Origin of the sequence: Tepidimonas charontis (assembly GCF_007556685.1) — a bacterium.
Lineage (GTDB): Bacteria > Pseudomonadota > Gammaproteobacteria > Burkholderiales > Burkholderiaceae_C > Tepidimonas > Tepidimonas charontis.
On the sequence record NZ_VJON01000016.1, the window covers coordinates 24,837 to 43,618 of the forward strand.

17 protein-coding genes and 1 tRNA gene are annotated in these 18,782 nt (G+C 68.1%); 6 read left to right on the forward strand and 12 right to left on the reverse strand.

Translation table 11 applies throughout. The features are described 5' to 3' along the window. Positions 1-35: 35 nt before the first annotated feature. The gene (locus Tchar_RS06375; RefSeq protein WP_144328228.1) at positions 36-3,194 is read right to left on the reverse strand and encodes a sensor domain-containing protein; all 3,159 of its coding nucleotides are present in this window, start codon (positions 3,192-3,194) and stop codon (positions 36-38) included. 134 nt (positions 3,195-3,328) lie between these two features. On the opposite strand from Tchar_RS06375, the gene Tchar_RS06380 reads away from it, so the two are divergent. Beyond that, entirely contained in the window at positions 3,329-4,669 is a 1,341-nt protein-coding gene (locus Tchar_RS06380; protein WP_144328229.1) for a DUF3422 family protein, read from the forward strand. 15 nt (positions 4,670-4,684) lie between these two features. Here Tchar_RS06380 and Tchar_RS06385 read toward each other — a convergent pair whose 3' ends face one another. The 4 genes from Tchar_RS06385 to ftsY form a co-directional block, all read right to left on the reverse strand. Further along, the gene (locus Tchar_RS06385; protein ID WP_236640306.1) at positions 4,685-5,383 is read right to left on the reverse strand and encodes a c-type cytochrome; all 699 of its coding nucleotides are present in this window, start codon (positions 5,381-5,383) and stop codon (positions 4,685-4,687) included. A gap of 66 nt (positions 5,384-5,449) precedes the next feature. Then, positions 5,450-6,733 carry an NAD(P)/FAD-dependent oxidoreductase gene (locus tag Tchar_RS06390; protein ID WP_144328252.1) on the reverse strand — a complete coding sequence of 428 codons (1,284 nt, stop codon included), beginning with the start codon at positions 6,731-6,733 and terminating at the stop codon, positions 5,450-5,452. 29 nt (positions 6,734-6,762) lie between these two features. Then, positions 6,763-7,056, reverse strand: coding sequence for a c-type cytochrome (locus tag Tchar_RS06395; protein WP_328592033.1), 294 nt, complete (start codon positions 7,054-7,056; stop codon positions 6,763-6,765). A 256-nt stretch (positions 7,057-7,312) separates the two neighbouring features. Then, positions 7,313-8,578 carry a signal recognition particle-docking protein FtsY gene (gene ftsY, locus Tchar_RS06400; RefSeq protein ID WP_144328231.1) on the reverse strand — a complete coding sequence of 422 codons (1,266 nt, stop codon included), beginning with the start codon at positions 8,576-8,578 and terminating at the stop codon, positions 7,313-7,315. A gap of 96 nt (positions 8,579-8,674) precedes the next feature. Here ftsY and Tchar_RS06405 point away from each other — a divergent pair, with 96 nt between their 5' ends. The 5 genes from Tchar_RS06405 to Tchar_RS06425 all read left to right on the forward strand — a co-directional run bounded on the left by Tchar_RS06405 (position 8,675) and on the right by Tchar_RS06425 (position 13,107). Further along, positions 8,675-10,174: a M16 family metallopeptidase gene (locus tag Tchar_RS06405; RefSeq protein WP_236640308.1), complete on the forward strand. Its 1,500-nt coding sequence runs from the start codon at positions 8,675-8,677 to the stop codon at positions 10,172-10,174. Then, a complete protein-coding gene (locus tag Tchar_RS06410; RefSeq protein WP_144328232.1) occupies positions 10,171-11,520 on the forward strand; it encodes a M16 family metallopeptidase in 1,350 nt (449 codons plus the stop codon). The genes Tchar_RS06405 and Tchar_RS06410 overlap by 4 nt, the downstream gene beginning before the upstream one ends. Continuing rightward, positions 11,517-12,143: a 16S rRNA (guanine(966)-N(2))-methyltransferase RsmD gene (gene rsmD, locus Tchar_RS06415; RefSeq protein ID WP_236640310.1), complete on the forward strand. Its 627-nt coding sequence runs from the start codon at positions 11,517-11,519 to the stop codon at positions 12,141-12,143. Before Tchar_RS06410 ends, rsmD begins: the two co-directional genes overlap by 4 nt. Beyond that, positions 12,140-12,658, forward strand: a complete 519-nt coding sequence (coaD, locus tag Tchar_RS06420; RefSeq protein ID WP_236640312.1) for a pantetheine-phosphate adenylyltransferase — start codon at positions 12,140-12,142, stop codon at positions 12,656-12,658. Before rsmD ends, coaD begins: the two co-directional genes overlap by 4 nt. 167 nt (positions 12,659-12,825) lie before the next feature. Continuing rightward, complete coding sequence (locus Tchar_RS06425; protein ID WP_144328234.1) at positions 12,826-13,107, forward strand: YfhL family 4Fe-4S dicluster ferredoxin; 282 nt, start codon at positions 12,826-12,828, stop codon at positions 13,105-13,107. Here the strand turns inward: Tchar_RS06425 and pth are convergent. From pth to Tchar_RS06460, 7 genes are all read right to left on the reverse strand, one after another. Continuing rightward, positions 13,104-13,769, reverse strand: a complete 666-nt coding sequence (gene pth, locus Tchar_RS06430; protein WP_144328235.1) for an aminoacyl-tRNA hydrolase — start codon at positions 13,767-13,769, stop codon at positions 13,104-13,106. The genes Tchar_RS06425 and pth overlap by 4 nt on opposite strands. A gap of 231 nt (positions 13,770-14,000) precedes the next feature. After that, the gene (locus Tchar_RS06435; RefSeq protein ID WP_144328236.1) at positions 14,001-14,627 is read right to left on the reverse strand and encodes a 50S ribosomal protein L25/general stress protein Ctc; all 627 of its coding nucleotides are present in this window, start codon (positions 14,625-14,627) and stop codon (positions 14,001-14,003) included. 163 nt (positions 14,628-14,790) lie between these two features. After that, on the reverse strand, positions 14,791-15,777 hold the full coding sequence (locus Tchar_RS06440) for a ribose-phosphate pyrophosphokinase (protein WP_144328237.1): 987 nt from the start codon (positions 15,775-15,777) through the stop codon (positions 14,791-14,793). A gap of 29 nt (positions 15,778-15,806) precedes the next feature. Further along, positions 15,807-15,883: transfer RNA gene (locus Tchar_RS06445), tRNA-Gln, on the reverse strand. A 42-nt stretch (positions 15,884-15,925) separates the two neighbouring features. Further along, positions 15,926-16,852 (reverse strand): 4-(cytidine 5'-diphospho)-2-C-methyl-D-erythritol kinase, encoded by a 927-nt coding sequence (gene ispE / locus Tchar_RS06450; protein WP_144328238.1) that lies wholly within the window; start codon positions 16,850-16,852, stop codon positions 15,926-15,928. A gap of 3 nt (positions 16,853-16,855) precedes the next feature. Next, positions 16,856-17,338, reverse strand: coding sequence for a lipoprotein insertase outer membrane protein LolB (locus Tchar_RS06455; RefSeq protein WP_144328239.1), 483 nt, complete (start codon positions 17,336-17,338; stop codon positions 16,856-16,858). Between the two features lie 2 nt (positions 17,339-17,340). Then, positions 17,341-18,771, reverse strand: a complete 1,431-nt coding sequence (locus tag Tchar_RS06460; RefSeq protein WP_144328240.1) for a tetratricopeptide repeat protein — start codon at positions 18,769-18,771, stop codon at positions 17,341-17,343. Between the last annotated feature and the right edge of the window lie 11 nt (positions 18,772-18,782).

An 18,782-nucleotide genomic window follows, 5' to 3' on the forward strand; every position in this document is an offset into this window, starting at 1 on the left:
CTGACGAGGTGTCACGTCAGCTGGCCGTTGAGTAGCTAAGGCGGCGGCGCTGGTGTCGACACCGAGCCGCTCGTCTCAGACTGGCTGCCGTTGGGCAGTTCGATCAGGCGCTGGAGCAAGGCGTGTAGTGCCTCCATCAGCGCCCAGTGGGCGCGCTGCAGCTCCGCGTCGTTGGCTTCGACCGGCGATTGGCTCCACCAGCGATGCGCACTGTCGTGAAAATCGGCGTGGGCCTGCTGCAGCCGCGCGTACTCCGGCCAAGCGCGCGCCGTAGCCGGAAGATACTCCAGCATCACCGTATTGAGGGCGCAGGCTTCGAGCGGCCCGGCCGCTCGTTCGCGCTGCAGCAGCGGTATCAGCACGTGGCGGTGTTCCACTTCCAGCCGCGCCAGCGCGCGCGACCACGGGGAGCGTGCGATATCGCGCCAACGCAGCCACGACGGTGGGGTTTGCCAGGCGGCCACCCAGGCATCCCAGGCGGTGGCGGGCATCGGGCGCGCCACCCCATAGCCCTGGGCGGTATCCGCGCCCAGGCGCAACAGCAATTCGCCGTGCGCCAAGGTCTCCACGCCCTCGGCCACCACCTGCAGGCCAAACGCCTGCCCCAGCGCCACCACGCCCTCGACGATGCGCAGGTCGCTGATGTCGTCGAAGACGTCGCGCACGAACGATTGATCGATCTTGACGACATTGGCGGGCAGCCGCTTCAGATACGCCAGCGACGAATAGCCGGTGCCGAAGTCGTCGATGGCCAGTGAAACGCCCAGCGCGCGGCAACGCTGCAGTTGTTGCTCCAGCGTCTCGATGCCTTCCAAGGCGCTGGACTCGACGATTTCGAGCTCCAGCCGGCTGGGTGGCAGCCCCGGGTGGCGGGCCAGCAGGTGCTCGAGCCGGTGGGCGAACTCGGGCGCGCGCAGCTGCCGCGCCGCGACGTTGATCGACAGTGCCCAGGGCGCGTTGCGGTCATGCCAGCTTTGCAGCAGGCGCAGGGCCTCGGCGATCACCCAGTCGCCCAGCTCAACCATCACGTCGTCGTGCTCGATGGCTGGCAAGAACGCGCCCGGCGGCAGCAGTCCGCGCTCGGGATGTTGCCAGCGCAACAGCGCCTCGGCGCCGACGATGGCGCCATCGCTCAAGCGCACGCGCGGTTGCACGTACAGCTGGAATTCGCCGCCGCTGCGCAGGGCGCGCCGCACATCGGCGATCAGCTCCGCGTGCGCTGCGGCGCTGCGGTCTTCCCGCGGGTCATACAGGCACCAGCGGTTTTTGCCTTCGCGCTTGGCGCGGTACAGCGCCTGGTCGGCATGGCGCAGCAAGACCTCGGCGTCGGCGCTGTCATCCGGATAGAGGGTGACGCCAATGCTGGTACTCAGCCGCAGGGTCTCACCCCCGTGCTCGATCGGCTGGGCACAGGCCGCCAACAAGCGCTCGACGACACGGGTCCAACGGTCGCTGTCATCCAGGTCGCACAAAATGGCGACGAATTCGTCGCCGCCGACACGCGCCAGCGTGTCACCCTCGCGCAGCGCAGCCTGCAAGCGCTGCGCCATCAAGCGCAGCACCCAGTCGCCACGGTCGTGGCCGTGCGTGTCATTGACATATTTGAAGCCGTCGAGGTCCAGATAGGCCACCGCGACGCGCCGCTGGTGCCGGTGCGCCGTGGCGATGGCCAGATCCAGTCGATCGCCGAGCAGGATGCGATTGGGTAGCCCGGTGAGAGCGTCGTAGTAGGCTTGATGTTCGAGCGCGCGCTGCTGGGCTTTGAGTTCGGAAATGTCCTGCGCGATGGCGACATAGCGGATCGGTTGCCCGTGCTCGTCGCGCACGGCAGCGATGGTTTCGATGACGGGAAATTCGGTGCCGTCGTGCCGCCGCCAACACGCCTCGCCACGCCAGCGGCCTTCGCGCAACAGGCGCTGGCGCAGCCTCGTCCAGTCGGCATGCCCTTGGCGATCCACAGGGCGCCACGGCAGGTCGGCGCGGCCGATGAGCGCTTCGCGCGTGTAGCCGCTCATGCGCTCCATCGCCGCGTTGACGTCCAGTACCACCCCGCGTTCGTCGGTGATCACGATTGCCTCGCCGGCGTCTTGGAAGACGCTGGCGGCAATGGCGCGCGAATGCTCCAGCGCCACTTCGGCGCTGACGTCGCGCACCACGCCGGCCATGGCGAGCGCCTGCCCGCTGCGGGCATCGCGCGCCGTGACGCGCCCCCAGGCTTGCAACCAGATCCAGTGGCCATCGCGGTGTTGCATGCGATAGCGCTGGTCGGCGGCGTCGGTCTCGCCGCGCAGATGCGCGCGCAGCGTGCGCTGTACCGCCGGTAGGTCCTGCGGGTGGATGCGCTGTTGCCACCACGCGGTCGGGATGTCGGTGGGCACGCTGTCGTCCAGGCCGAGCAGCTCGCGCAGCCGCGGACACGGGGTCACCCGGTCGCGCGCGATATCCCAGCGCAAACGGGTCAGGCGGGCACCGCGCAAGGTGTCTTCGAGCTCCTGGGTCAGGGCACGCCGGTGCCGCACATTGCGTTGCAGCGATACCACGGCGGTTGCCAGCGCCACCAGCGCCACCAGCGCGCCGGCCAGCGACGCTTGCCACAGACGCGTGTGCCGCGCCTGTTCACTGAGCACCTGCGCGGTACGCTCCGCCACCAGCGCCTCCAGGCGCGTTTGGTAGCGCTGCAATTCGTGCTGCAGCACAGCACTGCGGCTTTCCGGCAACAGCACCAACAGCAGCAGGGAGCGCCCCTCGTGCACCACGGGGGAACTGTGCACCTCCACCGTCACCACTTCGCCCGAGGCCAAGCGGTGCGGAAACAGGAAAAAGTCCCGGCCCTCGACCTTGGCGCGTTCCATCTCGGCGCGAATTTCGGCCTCGCTGAGCTGATTGATGCGCGTGATGTTGAGCGTGCCCGCCGCCAACTCCGGGTAACCGTAGAGACGTTGTGCGGCCGCATTGGCGCCCACGATCGTGCCGTCAGTCGGATCGATCAGCCACATCGGCAACGCATGTTGCTGCAGCGGCGCGGGCAGGTCGATCGGCGCCGCGATGGCCGGCGGCTGGACGCTGGCGGATGCCAGGCAGATGACACCCCACGCGGCCGTGGCCAACAGCCGGCGCCGCCACGCGTGGCCGCGCCCAGGCGGCGTTTTCGGCGCGGGCCGCAGCGGTGTCACGGAGGCAGGGGGCGCAGACATGGTCGGTCCAGGGTCGTTGGGTTGCTATGTTAGCGGAGGCAAGGGCGGGTGTGCCACGGGCAAGGCCCGATGGCAGTGCCCAATGCGCCCTGTCACGCGAAATACCCGGGGGCGTGTGGTATGTTTCACTTTCGATGGACCACAGCGAACACCACACCGGCGTGACCGTGCTGCCGCCCGACGATGCGCGCCGCTTGGCCTTGCATCAGGAGGTGCACGCCCGTCCGCCCGCGCGTATCCGCCTGCCAGCCTTGGTGGTGTATGTGGCGGTGCTCAACGAGGGCGTGACGCGCGAACAGGAGCTGGCCCATTTGCAGCGTCTGCCAGGGCAGGCGGGGCTGACCTTGGATGCGTTACAGGATAATTTCCTGCGCCTGCGTTGTCCGGGTGGTTTCACCCTGAAATGGGAACGGCACACCGAATTCACGCGCTATTCGCTGGTGCAGCCGCTGCCGCCCGAGGCGGGTTTGGGGGCGTCAGACCCCGCGCTGTTGCCCGCGCTGCTGTTGTCCGAATCCTGGTGGGCCCAGATCCCAGGCCGCACCATCTGCGCCATCAAACTGGCCTTGGTCATCGGCGATCTGGCCGAGCCGGCGGCGGCCTTGGCACAGGCGCGCGCCTGGTTTGGGCAGCGGCCGGTGGTGGCGTCGTTGGTTGGGCGGCAAGCGTATGGGTTGGTGGTGACCGATTTTGCGCTGCGCGACAGCGGCTTCGAGCGCATGCTGTTCGTGGCTTCCCCCCACACCAGTGAGACGCGCGCCGGCCGCGTTTCGGCGCGTCTGCTGGAATTGGAGACCTACCGGATGATGGCGCTGCTGGGCTTGCCGGTGGCCAAGGCGCTGGCAGGGCCGATCGCCGAGGCCGAGGCACGGCTGGCCCATCTGACGGCCCAGATGGAGGCCAAAGCGACGTCGGATCAGGTGCTGCTGGACGAACTGGTGGCGCTAGCAGCGCGCATCGAGCGCGCCATCGCCGAGCACGGCTACCGGTTTTCGGCCACGCGCGCCTACGACCGCATCGTGCAGCAGCGCATGGCGGAGCTGCGTGAGCAGGCGATCCCCGGCACCCAAACCATCAGCGAATTCATGCAGCGCAGGCTGTCGCCGGCCATCGCCACGGTGGCCTCCACGGAGCAGCGCCTGGAGGCGCTGTCGGAGCGTATCGCGCGCACCGGGGCCTTGTTGCGTACCCAAGTGGACATTGCGCGCGAGGAGCAAAACCGTCAGTTGCTGGAAAAGCTCACGCGCGGGCAGGCCCTGCAACTGCGGCTGCAAAGCACGGTCGAGGGCCTGTCGATCGCCGCGATTTCGTACTACGTGATCAGCTTGGCGCTGTATGGGGCCAAGGCGCTGAAATCAGCCGGCCTGCCCATCCATCCGGAGCTGACCGCCGGCGCCCTGATGCCCGTGGTGCTGTGGGGCGTGTGGCGCCTGACGCGCCGCATCCACGCCAAGCTGCATGCCGACGGCGCCTGAAATGGGCAACGAGGCTTACTTGGTGCTCAAATATTCGGCGACCGCGGCCATTTCGAGTTCGGTCATCTTCTCGGCCACGGTGTGCATCACCACATTGTCGTTGGTGCGATTGCGTTTGTTGAACTGCTTGAGCTGGGTAAACAAATAACCGGGAAATTGTCCCGCCAAGCGCGGCAGGTTGGCTGCGCCATGACCATCCGGTCCATGGCATGAAGCGCAGGCTGGCACACCGCTGAATTTGTTGCCGTTTTGGTACAAGTAAGCGCCGACCGCGGCCAAACCCGTGTCTTTTACACTTTCCCGGGTCGGGGTCATTTTTTCGTAGTAACGCCCCAGGGCCAGCATTTCGTCTTCGGTCAGCTTGGCCACCATTTCGGCCATCGCGGTGCTTTTGCGCTCACCGCTTTTGAATGCCTTGAGCTGCTTGGTGATGTACTCGGCGTGCTGGCCAGCCAGCCGGGGAAAGGTTTCGCTGGTGGACTCACCATTGTCGCCGTGGCACATGGCACACACGCCATTGGCAATCTTGCGCGCGCGGGCCTCGTCGGCCTGCGCGTGCGCCACGGGGGCAACAGTCGCCGCGCCCAGGGTGGCCACAACCAGTGCAGAAAGAAAGCGAGCGCGAGGTTTCATGGGGCCGTAATGATGATTGGTTACGAATACGATGATATTTACCGCCGAAAAAACCCCACGACCAGTGGGCCATGGGGTCACCATTGGAAAAGGACGTCGCACTTCGGGTGGGCGACGCCACAACCCGTCGCGTTGCCGCGTGGTTCCTTAGGCGAGCGTGTCGGCCCAGATGTTGCGCGCCCAGGCCAAGGCGTAGCGACCTTCCAATTCGCTGGCGCGCGCCGACACACCGCCGGAGCCCGGCACGGTCAGCATGGTCTTTTTCTCCGGGTCGTAGCGGTGCACGCTGGCGACGTGCACCACGTCCTCGTCGGTGACGAAGCTGTAGCAGGTGTTGGCGTACAGCGGCGTGGCCGGCGGCTCCTTGCCCATCAGCAGGTTGACGATGGCCGCCGCACAGGTCTTGCCATGCTGGTTGGCCATGTGGCCGGACTTGGGCATGGCCGGCGCGATCTGGATCGCGTCACCCAACACGTGCACATTCTTGACGGCCTTGGACTCGAAGGTCAGGAAGTCCACGTCGCACCAGCGTTTGTTGGCCGTGGCCAGCCCCGCCTGTGCCGCGATGTCGCCCGCGCGCATGTTGGGTAGGACGTTGAGCACATCCCCCTTGAAGTTGTCGTTGAACTCGAACTTCAGGGTGTTGGTCGCCGCATCGACGTCCACCACGCGGTGCTTGGGGCGGTACTCCAAAATGCCCTTGTAGTGCTCGTCCCAGGCCTTTTTGAACAGGGCCGGCTTGGAGGTGACGTCGTCGTTGGCGTCGAAGACGATGACCTTGCTCTTGGGCTTGGCCTTCTTGAAATAGTGCGCCACCATGCAGGCGCGCTCGTAGGGGCCGGGCGGGCAGCGGTAGGGTGCCAGCGGGATCGACAGCGCGTACACGCCGCCGTCGGGCATGGCTTCGAGCTGCTTGCGCAGCGCCACGGTCTGCGGGCCGGCCTTCCAGGCGTGCAGCACTTTGTCCTGGGCACCGGGTTTGGCCATGCCGGGCAGCGTCTCCCACATGAAGTCGATGCCGGGTGAAACGATCAAACGGTCGTAGGCGATTTCGCCGCCGCTGGCCAGCTTGACGATGCGCTTGTCGGGGTCGATGGTCGTAGCGCGGTCGCGCACGATCTTGACGCCGTGACGCTTCTCCAGATTGTCGTAGGGGATGGTGATGTCCTCGATCTTTTTGATGCCGCCAATCACCAGATTGGAGATAGGGCACGAAATGAAGGTCGGGTTGGGTTCGATCAGCGTGACGCGCACCTTGCCTTCAGAGAACATCCGCGTGTATTTGGCGGCCGTGGCACCGCCGTAGCCACCGCCGATGACGACCACATGCGGGCCACTGGCCGAACCGACCGAGGCGCAGCCGCTGAGCCAGGCCACCGAGCCGAGGCTCGCGCCGGCGGCCACGGTTTGAACGAATTGGCGACGTTGCATCATGATGAGGTCTCCTGTTGGTTCGGCGGTTATTTTTTCTGTGCGGCGAAGTAGGCGGCCAGTGCCCGCAGCTCGTCATCACTGTAGCCCTTGGAGAGCTGATGCATGACGGTGGCTGGCTTGCGGCCGCTCTTGAAGTCCAGCAACTTCTGCAGCAGTTCGTCTTTGTCTTTGCCTGCCAAGGCCTCCATGCCGGGCTGTGCGTGGCCGTTGGTGCCGTGGCAGTTGGCACACGCCGCCGCCCATACCTTGACTTGATCGACCTGAGCGTGCGCGAGGACTGCGGCACCGAGCAGGACCGCCGTTGCGAGGGGTGTTTTCATTTTCATTGCGGATGATCTCCTCTGGGGTGATGCGGCACCGGGACCGCAACAAGGGGAAGGTATATCACGTCGTGCTGATATAAACAATCCGTAGTAATCCTAGGGGTATCGCCTGACGCCAAAGCGACGCGCTTGGCACGGCCGCCATGCTGCGCCGAAAGCTTGCACCGAAACCTCCGTCGGTTCGAGCTTAGCGCCACCGTTCGCTGCCCACCACCGGGACAACCCGCAGGCCGCCCCGTCGCTGGCGTCGTCCTCAGCCCAGTAGCGCGGTGGCGAATTCGCGCGCGTCGAAGGGTTGCAGATCCTCCAGTTTTTCGCCGACACCGATGAAATACACCGGTACGTCGCGGTGGTTTTCCCGTGCCCACATGGCGATCGCGGCCAGCACCCCACCCTTGGCGGTGCCGTCGAGCTTGGTCACGATGAGTCCGGTCAGCTGCAGCGCGGCATCGAACGCCTTGACCTGCGCCAGCGCATTCTGGCCGGTATTGCCGTCGATGACCAACAGCACCTCGTGCGGGGCGCTCGGGTCGGCCTTCTGCACCACGCGCTTGATTTTGCGCAGCTCCTCCATCAGATGCAGCTGGGTGGGCAGGCGGCCGGCGGTGTCCACGATGACCACGTCTTTGCCGCGCGCCCGCCCGGCGCTGACGGCGTCGAATGCCACCGCTGCAGGGTCGCCGCCCTCCTGGCTGACGATGTCCACCCCATTGCGCTGCGCCCACACCCCCAGCTGCTCGCGCGCCGCGGCGCGAAATGTATCGGCGGCAGCCAGCAGCACGGTGGCGCCGTGCTGGGCCAAATGCCAAGTCAGTTTGCCGATGGTCGTCGTTTTGCCCGCGCCGTTGACACCGGCCACCATCCATACGCTGGGGCCGTCGCCGTGTGCGCCAACCGCCAATGGTTTTTGCAAGGGGCGCAGCCAGTCGGCCAACACATCGATCAGCAATGCGCGCACCTGTTGCGCGTCGCCGGCGCGCTCGGCCTTGACGCGGCGGCGCAAGTCCTGCAGCAGATGGGCGGTGGCCTGGGTACCGGCATCGGCCAGTAACAGCGCCGTCTCCAGCTCTTCGTACAAGGCATCGTCGATGCGCGCGCCAACGAACACCGACGTCAGGCTCTGCCCCGTTTTGCGCAAGCCGGCCGCCAGCCGACCCAGCCAGCCTTGCCGGGTGGCGGCACTGTCGTGCGTCTTCGCTTCTGACGGCCCGGCGGACGGGGAGGGCGGATGGTTGGGGCCAGCGGGATCGGTGGCGGGCGCTGCGGGCTGCGCGGCACCGGCAGCCGGTGCGGGTGCGGGTGCGGGTGCGGGTGCGGGTGCGGGTGCGGGTGCGACGTCCGCCGCCGGTTGAGATGCAGCCGACGGCGTGCGATCGGCACCCAACGGGTCGACCGCGTCCGCCGCCGAGGGGCCCGCAGCCGGCGTTGCTGCGCCGGCAGGCTCTGGGCGGGAATCCGTGTCCGCAGGCGGCGTGGCGTCTCGCGCGCCGAAGAACTTTTGCTTGAGAAAACGGAACATAGGGTGGGCTTCTAAAATCCCACGCATTCTATGAAACCCGATATGTCTTGGTGCGCAACATGGGGCCGAGCGCCCGACGGGCGTCGGCGAGCCTCGTTGGCGGACCGAGCGTGGCGCGGCGGCCGCGCGGCGGCGTGCGCGCTGGCGCTGGCTTGGTGGGCCGCCGGCGCCATGGCCAGCGATACGGCGCCGGTGCATCGACCTGGCGAAGCGGCGCAGGGGCTGGCCGCCGCGGGCGAGCTCGCCAGTGCCGCGGGCCGCTGCTGCGGCGAGTACGGGCGCGCCAGCGCTGCCAGCGCTGCGTCGGCGTCCGCGGCGCAGACCTTCGTGCTGGCCAATGGACTGACGGTCATCGTGCAGCCCGACCGGCGCGCGCCTACGGCGGTGCAGATGTTGTGGGTACGGGTGGGATCGATGGACGAGACCGACGCCGAGGCCGGGGTGGCGCATGTGCTCGAACACATGATGTTCAAGGGCACCCCGAGCGTGCCCGAAGGTGAATATTCACGCCGTATCGCCGCTCTGGGCGGCCGCGACAATGCCTTCACCAGCCGCGATGTCACGGCCTACCACGTGCAGCTGCCGGCCGCCCAGCTGCGCCAGGCCATGGCGCTGGAGGCCGACCGTTTTGCCCACAACGCCTGGAGTGCCGAGACGCTGGCGCGCGAGCTGGACGTCATCCGTGAGGAGCGGCGTCAGCGCATCGAGGACGAGCCGTCTGCCCAACTGTTCGAGCAGTTTCAGGCGACGGCATGGCTGGTGCACCCCTACCGGCGGCCGGTGATCGGCTGGATGAGCAGCCTGCAGGGCATGCAGGCACACACCGTGCGTGATTTTCGGCAGCGTTGGTATGTGCCCGGTAATGCGGCGCTGGTGGTGGTGGGTGACGTCGATGTGCAGCAGGTGCGCCAGTGGGCCGAGGCGACCTTCGGCGCGCTGCCGGCGCGCGTGGTGCCACCGCGCACCCCGCTGGTCGAGCCCGAGCAGCGCGGCATGCGTCGCGTCGAGTGGCGCAGCCGCGTGCCACAGCCCACGCTTTTGATGGGGTGGCCGGTGCCGCGCCTCGACGCCCCCGACGCCGACACGCCCGAGGCGCGCGACGCGCTGGCGCTGCTGCTGCTGGCTGGCGTGTTGGACGGCCACGCGGCGGCGCGCCTGGGGCGCGCCTTGGTACAAGGCCAAGACGGTGCGCGCCTGGCCGATTCGGTGTCGGTGTCGTACGGACTGGCTGGGCGCGGGCCGCAGCAATTCATGCTGGCGGCGACGGTGCGTCCCGGTGTGTCCGTGCCGCAAGTGGAGCAGGCGCTGCGGGCACAAATCGAACGCATCGCGCGCGACGGTGTCAGCGATGCCGAGTTGCGCCGCGTGCGCAATCAATGGGCGGCCTCCGAGGTCTTTCAGCGCGATTCGCTGTTTGCCCAGGCGCGCGAGCTGGGCATGCATTGGGCGCTGGGCTGGCCGCTGGACGCCAACGAGCGTCTGTTGCAGCGGCTGGCCGCCATCACGCCCGCCGATGTGCAGCGCGTGGCGGTGCGCTACTTCGGCGACGACACACTGACGGTGGCGGTGATGCGGCCGCAGGAGGAGGCGCGATGAACCACGCTCGCGTCGGGCTGGGGCGCTGGCGCGCCGTGTCCGCGCTGGCGCTGCTGTGGGTGGCGGGGGTGGTCCATGCTGCCTTGCCCATCGAGCACTGGGTGCAGGCCAGCGGCGCGCGCATCTATTGGGTGTACAGCCCGGCGCTGCCGATGGTGGATGTGCGCATCGAGGTGGACGGAGGCAGCCGCCGCGACCCACCGCAGCAGGCCGGTTTGGCCGCCGCGGTGGCGCTGATGCTCGACAAAGGTGTGGCGGCCAGTCCGGCCGGGTCGGCGCTGGACGAAAATGCCGTCACCGAGGCCTGGGCCGAGCTGGGGGCGCAGTGGTCGGCCACGGCCACGCTGGACCGCTTGAGCGTCGCCCTGCGCTCCCTCACCACGCCCGAGATCTTGGACGGCGCCGTGGCGCTGGCGGCACGCCAGCTGGCCGAGCCGGCCTTCGACGCGGCGGTGTGGGCGCGCGAGCGCGAGCGGCTGATCGCCGCCTGGCAGCAAGCGCAGCTGCAGCCCGACACGCGGGCGGCGCGCGCGTTCGCGCAGGCCATCTATCGCGGCCACCCCTACGGCGCGCAGGCCGATCCGAAGACCTGGGCAGCGATCACGCCGGAAGCCATGCGTGCCTTCTACCGCCGTCATGCCCAGGCGTGCGACGCGCGCGTCACCGTGGTGGGACGTATCGAGCGCGCACAGGTCGATGCGCTGGTGCGGCGTTTGTTGGCGGGATGGGAGGCGCACGGCTGCGCGCCGTTGCCAGCACTGCCCGAGGTGGCTCCGTTGGCGCACGCACACACCGAGCAGCTGCCCTTTGCGGGGGCAGCGCAGGCGCAGATCCTGGTCGGGCAACCGGGTATCGCGCGGCACGATCCGGATTATTTGGCGCTGCAGCTGGCCAACCACATCGTCGGCGGCGGTGGGTTCACGTCGCGGTTGATGCGCGAGCTGCGCGAGCGCCGCGGCCTGACCTATGGGGTGTACAGCTATTTTTTGGCTGGGCGGCACGCCGGCGCCTACACGGTGACGGTGCAGACCCGTCCCGACCAGGCGGCGCAGGCGGTGGCGCTGGTGCATGAGGTGCTGCGCGACTTCACCGAGCGCGGTCCGACCGAGGCCGAGTTGGCCGAGGCCAAGGCCGCACTCATCCAAAGTCACGCGCTGCGACTGGACAGCAACCGCAAGATCACCGACCAGGTGGCCGCCATCGCGTGGTCCAACTTGCCGCTGGATGAGCTCGACACCTGGCCGGCACGGGTGGCGGCGCTCGACCGCGACACCGTCTGGCGTGCCTGGCGGCGCGTCATCGATCCGCAGCGGCTGGTCACGGTGGTGGTGGGGGCAGCGCCGTGACGCGCCCGCGCGCTCAGGCCGCCGCCCGCGCGCAGGGGCCGGTCGGAGAGGTGCGCATCATCGGTGGGTGCTGGCGGCGCACCCGCCTGCCGGTGGCACCGGTGCCCGGCTTGCGTCCCACGCCCGACCGTGTGCGCGAAACCCTGTTCAACTGGCTGGGGCAGGACTTGAGCGGCTGCCGCTGCATCGACGCCTTTGCCGGCAGCGGCGCGCTCGGCCTCGAAGCGGCCTCGCGCGGCGCGGTGGAGGTGGTGCTGTGCGAACGTCAAGCGCCCCTGGCGCGCGCCCTGCAGGCCCTTGTGCAGCGCTTGAACGCCCAAGGCGTGCGGGTGATCAGCGGTGATGCCCTGGCGACCCTGGCCCTGTTGCCTGCCGGGGCGTGGGACGGTGTGTTTTTGGATCCGCCCTTCGAAGACGCGCGCACGGGCGATGAGCGCTTGACCCGCGCCGCACTACGAGCCGCGCAGCGCTTGCTGCGGCCGCAGGGCTGGGTCTATCTGGAAGCCCCTCGCCCCTGGACGGAGGCGGAGCTGCACGCTTTGGGCTGGCGTCTGCACCGGCATCTGCGGGCCGGACAGGTGCATGCCCATCTGCTGTGGCGGGCCGATAATGCGACGCCATGAGCGATACCTCATCTTCAATGGCGCCATCCGCTTGTGTTCGCATCGGTGTCTACAGCGGCACCTTCGACCCCATCACCCTCGGACACGAGGATGTGATTCGGCGCGCCGCTACCCTGTTCGACCGTCTGATCGTGGCGGTGGCGGTGGCGCACCACAAACGCACACTCTTCGATTTGCCGCAGCGGCTGGCCATGGTGGCCGAGGCCCTGGCCGATTGCCCGGCGGTGCAGGTGCTGCCGTTCGATGGCCTTCTGATGGACTTTTGCCGCGTGCACCGGGCGCAGGCCGTGGTGCGGGGTATTCGCAATGTGACCGACTTCGACTACGAAGCCCAGATGGCCGCCATGAACGCCAAGCTCTTGCCCACGGTGCAGACGGTGTTTCTGCTGCCGCAGCCGCAGTGGCAGTGCATTTCGAGTACGCTGGTGCGTGAAATCGCGCGGCTGGGCGGGGATGTGTCGCAGATGGTCAGCGCCGGGGTCGCGCAGCGCTTGCGCGCGCTGTGCCAAGGGTGATTGGCGTGACGCGCCGGCGTTGCCCGCGATGCCCGTTTCGGGCCGACCACCGGTATGCCGATGCGGTATTGGCGTGAGCCGGCGATCGTCTGTCTTCGACACCCGCCGAGCGCTCTGCAGCCAATCGAAGATCGGCGTCTGTTGGACGCCGATCACGGGAGCCGATCATGGCCTTGATGATCACGGATGAATGTATCAACTGCGACGTCTGCGAGCCCGAGTGCCCGAACCAGGCGATCTCGATGGGTGAGGAACACTACGTCATCGATCCGAGCCGTTGCACCGAATGTGTCGGGCATTTCGATGAGCCGCAGTGCGTGCAGGTCTGTCCGGTGAGCTGCATTCCGATCAACCCCGATCATGTGGAAAGCCGCGAGACCCTTTGGCAGAAATACCGCCGCCTGCAAGCGGGCAAGGCAGGGTTGCCCAGCCGCGCCGGGGCGGACTAGGGAGCCGGCTGCCCCGAGGCAGACGAGGGCTTGGGGGCGTTCGGCGCCGCAGTGGCAGGCGCTGCCGGGCGCGGCGGTTTGGGGCGCGGCGGCTCTGTGGTGTGGATGGCGGCAGTGGCGCGGGCGACCTCACCGGCCAGCAGCAGCGGCAGGGCGCGCGCGCTGCGGTCGATGGCTTCGTCGATGGCGGCGCGTTCAGCGGCTGGTGGGGTGCGCAGCACCCAATGCACCACTTCGTGTTTGACGCCGGGGTGGCCGATGCCCAGGCGCAGTCGCCAGTAGTCGGCGCTGCCGAGCTGGGCGTGGATGTCGCGCAGGCCATTGTGCCCGGCGTGGCCGCCGCCGCGTTTGAGCCGCGCATCGCCCGGCGGCAAATCGAGCTCGTCGTGCGCCACCAGCAGCTCGTGGGGCGCGATTTTGAAAAAACGCGCCAAAGCCGCCACCGACTGTCCCGAGCGGTTCATGTAGGTGGTGGGCTTGAGCAGCCACAGCGGTTGCCCGTTGACGCTGGTGCGCCCGACGAGCCCAAAGTAGGCCCGCTCTGGCCGCAGGGTCACGCCCAGATCGGCGGCAATGCGGTCGATCCACCACCATCCGGCGTTGTGCCGGGTGTCCTCGTATTCCGGCCCGGGGTTGCCCAGGCCCACCAGAAGTTTCAGCATGGCAGGGTGACATTGTGCCGGATGCACCGTCCGTGTGCGCTGCCTTGGTGTGCACCGCAAAAAAGCGAAGGCCCGCGCGCAGCGGGCCATCGCCCGGCAACATCGACCGGGTGCACGTCACGCGCGGTGGCGTGACTGCCAACGGGGGCGCGGCCGCCAGCCGTGCATGCGCCGTATCGGACGGCAAGCCGCCGAAGCGGCGCACGCAGGGCCGCGTCGCAGCCGGCTGGCTTACTTCTTGCCCTTTTTGCCTTTTTTGTCGTCGGCCGGCGCCGCGGTGGGGGCAGCCACCACTTCTTCCATCGGTTCCACCACCGTGGCGATGGTGGGGTTGGGCTTGCCGTGCGTGACGACCTTGACCCCCGGCGCCAGCTTCAGATCGCTGACATGCAGACTCTGGCCCTTGTGCAGCTGGCCCAGATCGACTTCGATGAAGTCCGGCAGCTGGGTGGCCAGGCACTCGATTTCCAGTTCGGTGACCACGTGGTTGATGAGGCACTTGTCGGCTTTGACCGCCGGCGACTGCTCGGCATTGACGAAGTGCAGCGGCACCTTCTTGCGCAGACGGGTGCTGTCATCGACGCGCTGGAAATCCACGTGCAGCACTTGCGGCTTGAACGGGTGGTATTGCACGTCGCGCAGCACCACCTTGGTCACTTGACCGTTGAGCTCCATCTCCAGGATCGAGGTGTGGAAGGCCTCTTTCTGCACGGCCTGCCACAGCGCGTTGTGGTCGAGCTCGATATTCTGCGGCGCGGCATTGCCGCCATAGACCACACCGGGGGTGCGGCCACTCTTGCGCAGGCGGCGGCTCGCACCCGTGCCCTGCGTCTGGCGCTCGAAAGCGACGAATTTCATTGCAATCACTCCAAAGTTGGGGCGGTCGCGACCAACACGCCCCGGGTCTTCGAAAAAACCGCATCGCCGGCGTCCACCGGGGATGCGGCACGGTCGAACTCCGTGGCCCACCGGGGGGCGCGCGGACTTCGGCAGGACACGCCGCCTGCGGCCGAAGTCGGCCTCAGGCGGCGTTTTCCATTTCTGCAAACAGGTTCATCACCGACTCGCCCGTGGCGATGCGCGCGATCGTCTCGGCAAACAACGGCGCCACGTCGAGCTGGCGGATCTTGGGGCAGGCACGCGCCGCCTCACTCAACGGGATGGTGTTGGTGACGACGAGCTCATCCAACGCATCGCCCTTGGCCACACGCTCCACCGCTGGGCCGGACAAGATGGGGTGGGTGACGTAGGCGAAGACCTTCTCGGCTCCGCGCGCTTTGAGCACTTCGGCGGCTTTGACCAGCGTCCCGGCGGTGTCCACCATATCGTCCATGATGACGCAGTGGCGGCCTTCGATGTCGCCGATGACGTGCATCACCTCCGAGACGTTGGGCTTGGGGCGGCGCTTGTCGATGATGGCCATGTCGCAGTCGAGTTGCTTGGCCAGCGCGCGCGCGCGCACCACGCCGCCGACGTCGGGCGACACCACCAGCAGGTTCGGGTATTGCTTGCGGCGCAAGTCGCCTAGCAGCACGGGCGAGGCGTAGATATTGTCGACCGGAATGTCGAAAAAGCCCTGGATCTGGTCGGCGTGCAGGTCCATGGTCAGCACGCGCTCCACGCCCACCACCTGCAGCATGTTGGCCACCACCTTGGCGCTGATGGGCACCCGGCTGGAGCGTGGACGGCGGTCTTGTCGCGCATAGCCGAAGTAGGGGATGACGGCCGAGATGCGCGCGGCCGAGGCGCGTTTGAGCGCATCGACCATGATGACGAGCTCCATCAGGTTCTCGTTGGTGGGCGCGCAGGTGGGCTGGATGACGAACACGTCGCGCGCGCGTACGTTTTGCCCGATCTCGACCGTGACTTCGCCGTCAGAGAAGCGACCGACGTGAGCGGCGCCGAGCGTGGTGCCCAGGTAGCGGGCGATGTCGGCCGCCAGCACTGGGTTGGCGTTGCCGGTAAACAGCATGAAATCAGGGGTATGCGCTGGCGTCGAGCGTTCCATGGACTTTACCGGCACGGGGATGGGTGTTTTGGCAGGGGAGGAAGGATTCGAACCCTCGCATGTCGGAATCAAAATCCGATGCCTTAACCAACTTGGCGACTCCCCTACACAGGACAACCGCTGACGCGATCGACCTCATGCAGTGTTGCTACTCGTGTTCAGCAGCAAGACTCAAATTATAGCATCCTTTTTGCCACACGAGCAGCGGATGTTCTTGCAGTCCATTGCACACACGCACCTGCCAATTGGCCGGCCACGTTGCGGCACGCAGTGCCGCTTCGTCGTCGGCCGAGCGCAACGCCGCGAAGACCGCGCTGCCGGAACCCGTCATGCGCGGCTGCAAACCGAGGCCGCGCAGGCGTTGCAACGCGTCATCGACTTCGGCACACAGCCGGGTGGCGACGGACTGCAAATCGTTGCTGCCCCAGGTCCCCCGGGCGATGGCCGCGCAGGCGTCTGAGTCAGCGACAACGTCGGCCATTGTAGCAGCGGGCGTGTCGCGTTTGAGGGTCGGGGCGGAAAAAATCGCCGCCGTGGGTACTCCCGTCGCCGGTTTGACCACCACCCAGCGCTGGGCCGGCAAATCGATGGGCTGCAGCCGCTCGCCAATGCCTTCCACCCAGGCGGTGCGGCCGCCGACGAAAAACGGCACGTCCGCACCGAGCGTGAGCGCCAAGCGCAACAAGCGTTCGGTTGGCCAATGCAGGCCCCACAAGCGGTTGAGCGCCAACAGGGTGCTGGCGGCGTCGCTGGAGCCGCCGCCCAAGCCGGCCTGTTGCGGGATGCGTTTTTCCAGCACGATGTGCGCGCCATCCGGGCAGCCGCTGGCGGCTTGCAGCGCGCGTGCGGCGCGCAGACACAGGTCATCGGTGGGTAACGCCGGTGTGTCGGCCTCGATGCCGAGATCTTGGCGCGACAGCCGCCCGTCACTGCGTCGTTCGACGTGCAGCGTGTCGGCCCAATCGATCAAACAGAAGACCGACTGCAGCTCGTGGTAGCCGTCGGCGCGACGGCCCGTGACGTGCAGGAAGAGGTTGAGCTTGGCGGGCGCGGGGATATCGAGCAGGCGCAGCATGGGTCAGTGCCAGAGCAGGCGCAGATCAGCCTCGGGGGCAGGGGTCAGGCGTCGGGCCCGCAGCCGCCCCTGCGGCTGTTCGCTCAAGTCCACCTCCCACCCCGGCAGGGGATGGGGACGACCGGCTAGCCAGTCGAGCACGGCAGTCACGGGCACCGCGGCGCCGATCAGATCGGCGGTCAGCGCGGCCAGGTCGGGGTAGGGCGCGGGCTGGCCGTCGCCGCGGTCGAGCCAGGCGCCCGTTGGACTCCAGCGGACTTCGGCGGCTTGCGCGCCCAGCGGCCCAAACAAGCGCAGCACCCCTGCCTGCGCGGTGCCTTCCAGTTCGAAGACGGCGCTGAAGCGCTGCGGCGGGTCGCTGGCCAAGCTCAGCACCAGGCGCCCGCTCCATGTCGCCGCTGGTGTGGGGGGCGGGGGTGTGGCGCAGGCTGCCAGCAGCCCAGCGGCCACCGCGAGGAATGCACGACGCAAGCGGCAACCGAGCATGGTCAGAGCTCGACGCCGAGGCGTTGCAGGGTGGCGCGCAGTGTGCGGTGGCGCGCATCCAGCTCCAAGCCTTGGCGCCAGATGGCGCGGGCCTCGTCGCGCTCGCCCAGCACCCACAAGACTTCGCCGAGGTGGGCGGCGATTTCGGCATCGGGGCGGCGCCGCATGGCATCGGTGAGCAGGCGGCGCGCTTCGGTCAAGTTCCCGAGCCGAAATTCGACCCAACCCAGGCTGTCGATGATGTAGGCGTCGTCGGGGGCGCGGCGCAGCGCTTCTTCGATCAGCGCCTTGGCTTCGTTCAAGCGCACGCCGCGGTCGGCCAGTGCATAGCCGAGCGCGTTGTAGGGGTGGGGGTCGTCCGGGCGGCGGGCGATGAGGTCGCGCAGCAGCCGCTCCATCTCGTCGAGGCGGTCGAGCCGCTCGGCCAGCATCGCCAGATCGTATTGCAGGTCGGTTTGCTCAGGGTCGGCCGCCACCGCGGCCGCCAGCACCTCGTAGGCGGCAAGCGCTTGGTCGTGGTCGCGCAGCAGGCGCGCTTCGGCTTGACGCAGCCGCGCCCGGTCGTCGGCCGTGCGTGGCGTCGGCTCGCGCAACAGCGCCAGACCCTCGTCCAGGCGCCCGCGTTCGGCCAATGCATTGGCGTAAGCGATACGCACGGCCACCTCGGTCTGCGCCCCCGCCGCGCTCAGGTGGCGCTGCAGCAAGGCTTCGGCTTCTTGCGGGTACGCTTCCAGCAGCCCCAGCGCCAGTGCCGCGGCTGCCGTGGAGCGGGCATCGGCCTGCAGCGCACGCCGCGCCGATTGCAGCGCCTCGCTCGTGCGCCCTTTTTGCGCTTGTACCCGCCCCAGCGCCGCCCAGGCGGCGGCAGCCACCGCCGTGTTGCCGCGCAGCCATGGCTCCAGCGCCGTGCGCGCGGCCGCGAGCGCCCGCTCGGGCTCGTCCACGCGGCCAAGTATCAAGGGCACCACCCCGATGATGGTGGGGCGCCGCTCGGCGTCGGTGGCGCGAATCCAGTCACGCAGCACTGGGCCGATGTCGTCGGTGCGCTGCAGACCCAACAACAATTGCAGCTGGGTGCGCCACGCGTCGTCGTCGCCGGGCAGCGCACGCGCCCAGGCCTGCGCCGCCTCCAGCGCGGCGTTGCCCGCGCGCGCCTGCACGGCAATCTCGACCGCGCGCCGAAACAGGGCTGCCTCCTGCGTGCGGCGCGCCGCGTCCAACACCAGGGAATAGGCGCTGCCCGGGTCGTCACGCCGCTGCAGCTCGGCCAGCAGCAGTTGGTAGAACAACTCGGCGTCCAGTGCCGAGCGGGCGACGGTGACTGCATCGGCTGCGCCGCCATCCGCAGCCGTGCGGGGGGGCTCCTGAGCCGCGACGGGCGCCAGCGCCAGACTCAGGCACACGGGAAGCACGAGGGAGCGCAGGCGCGGCATGGCAGGGGTCC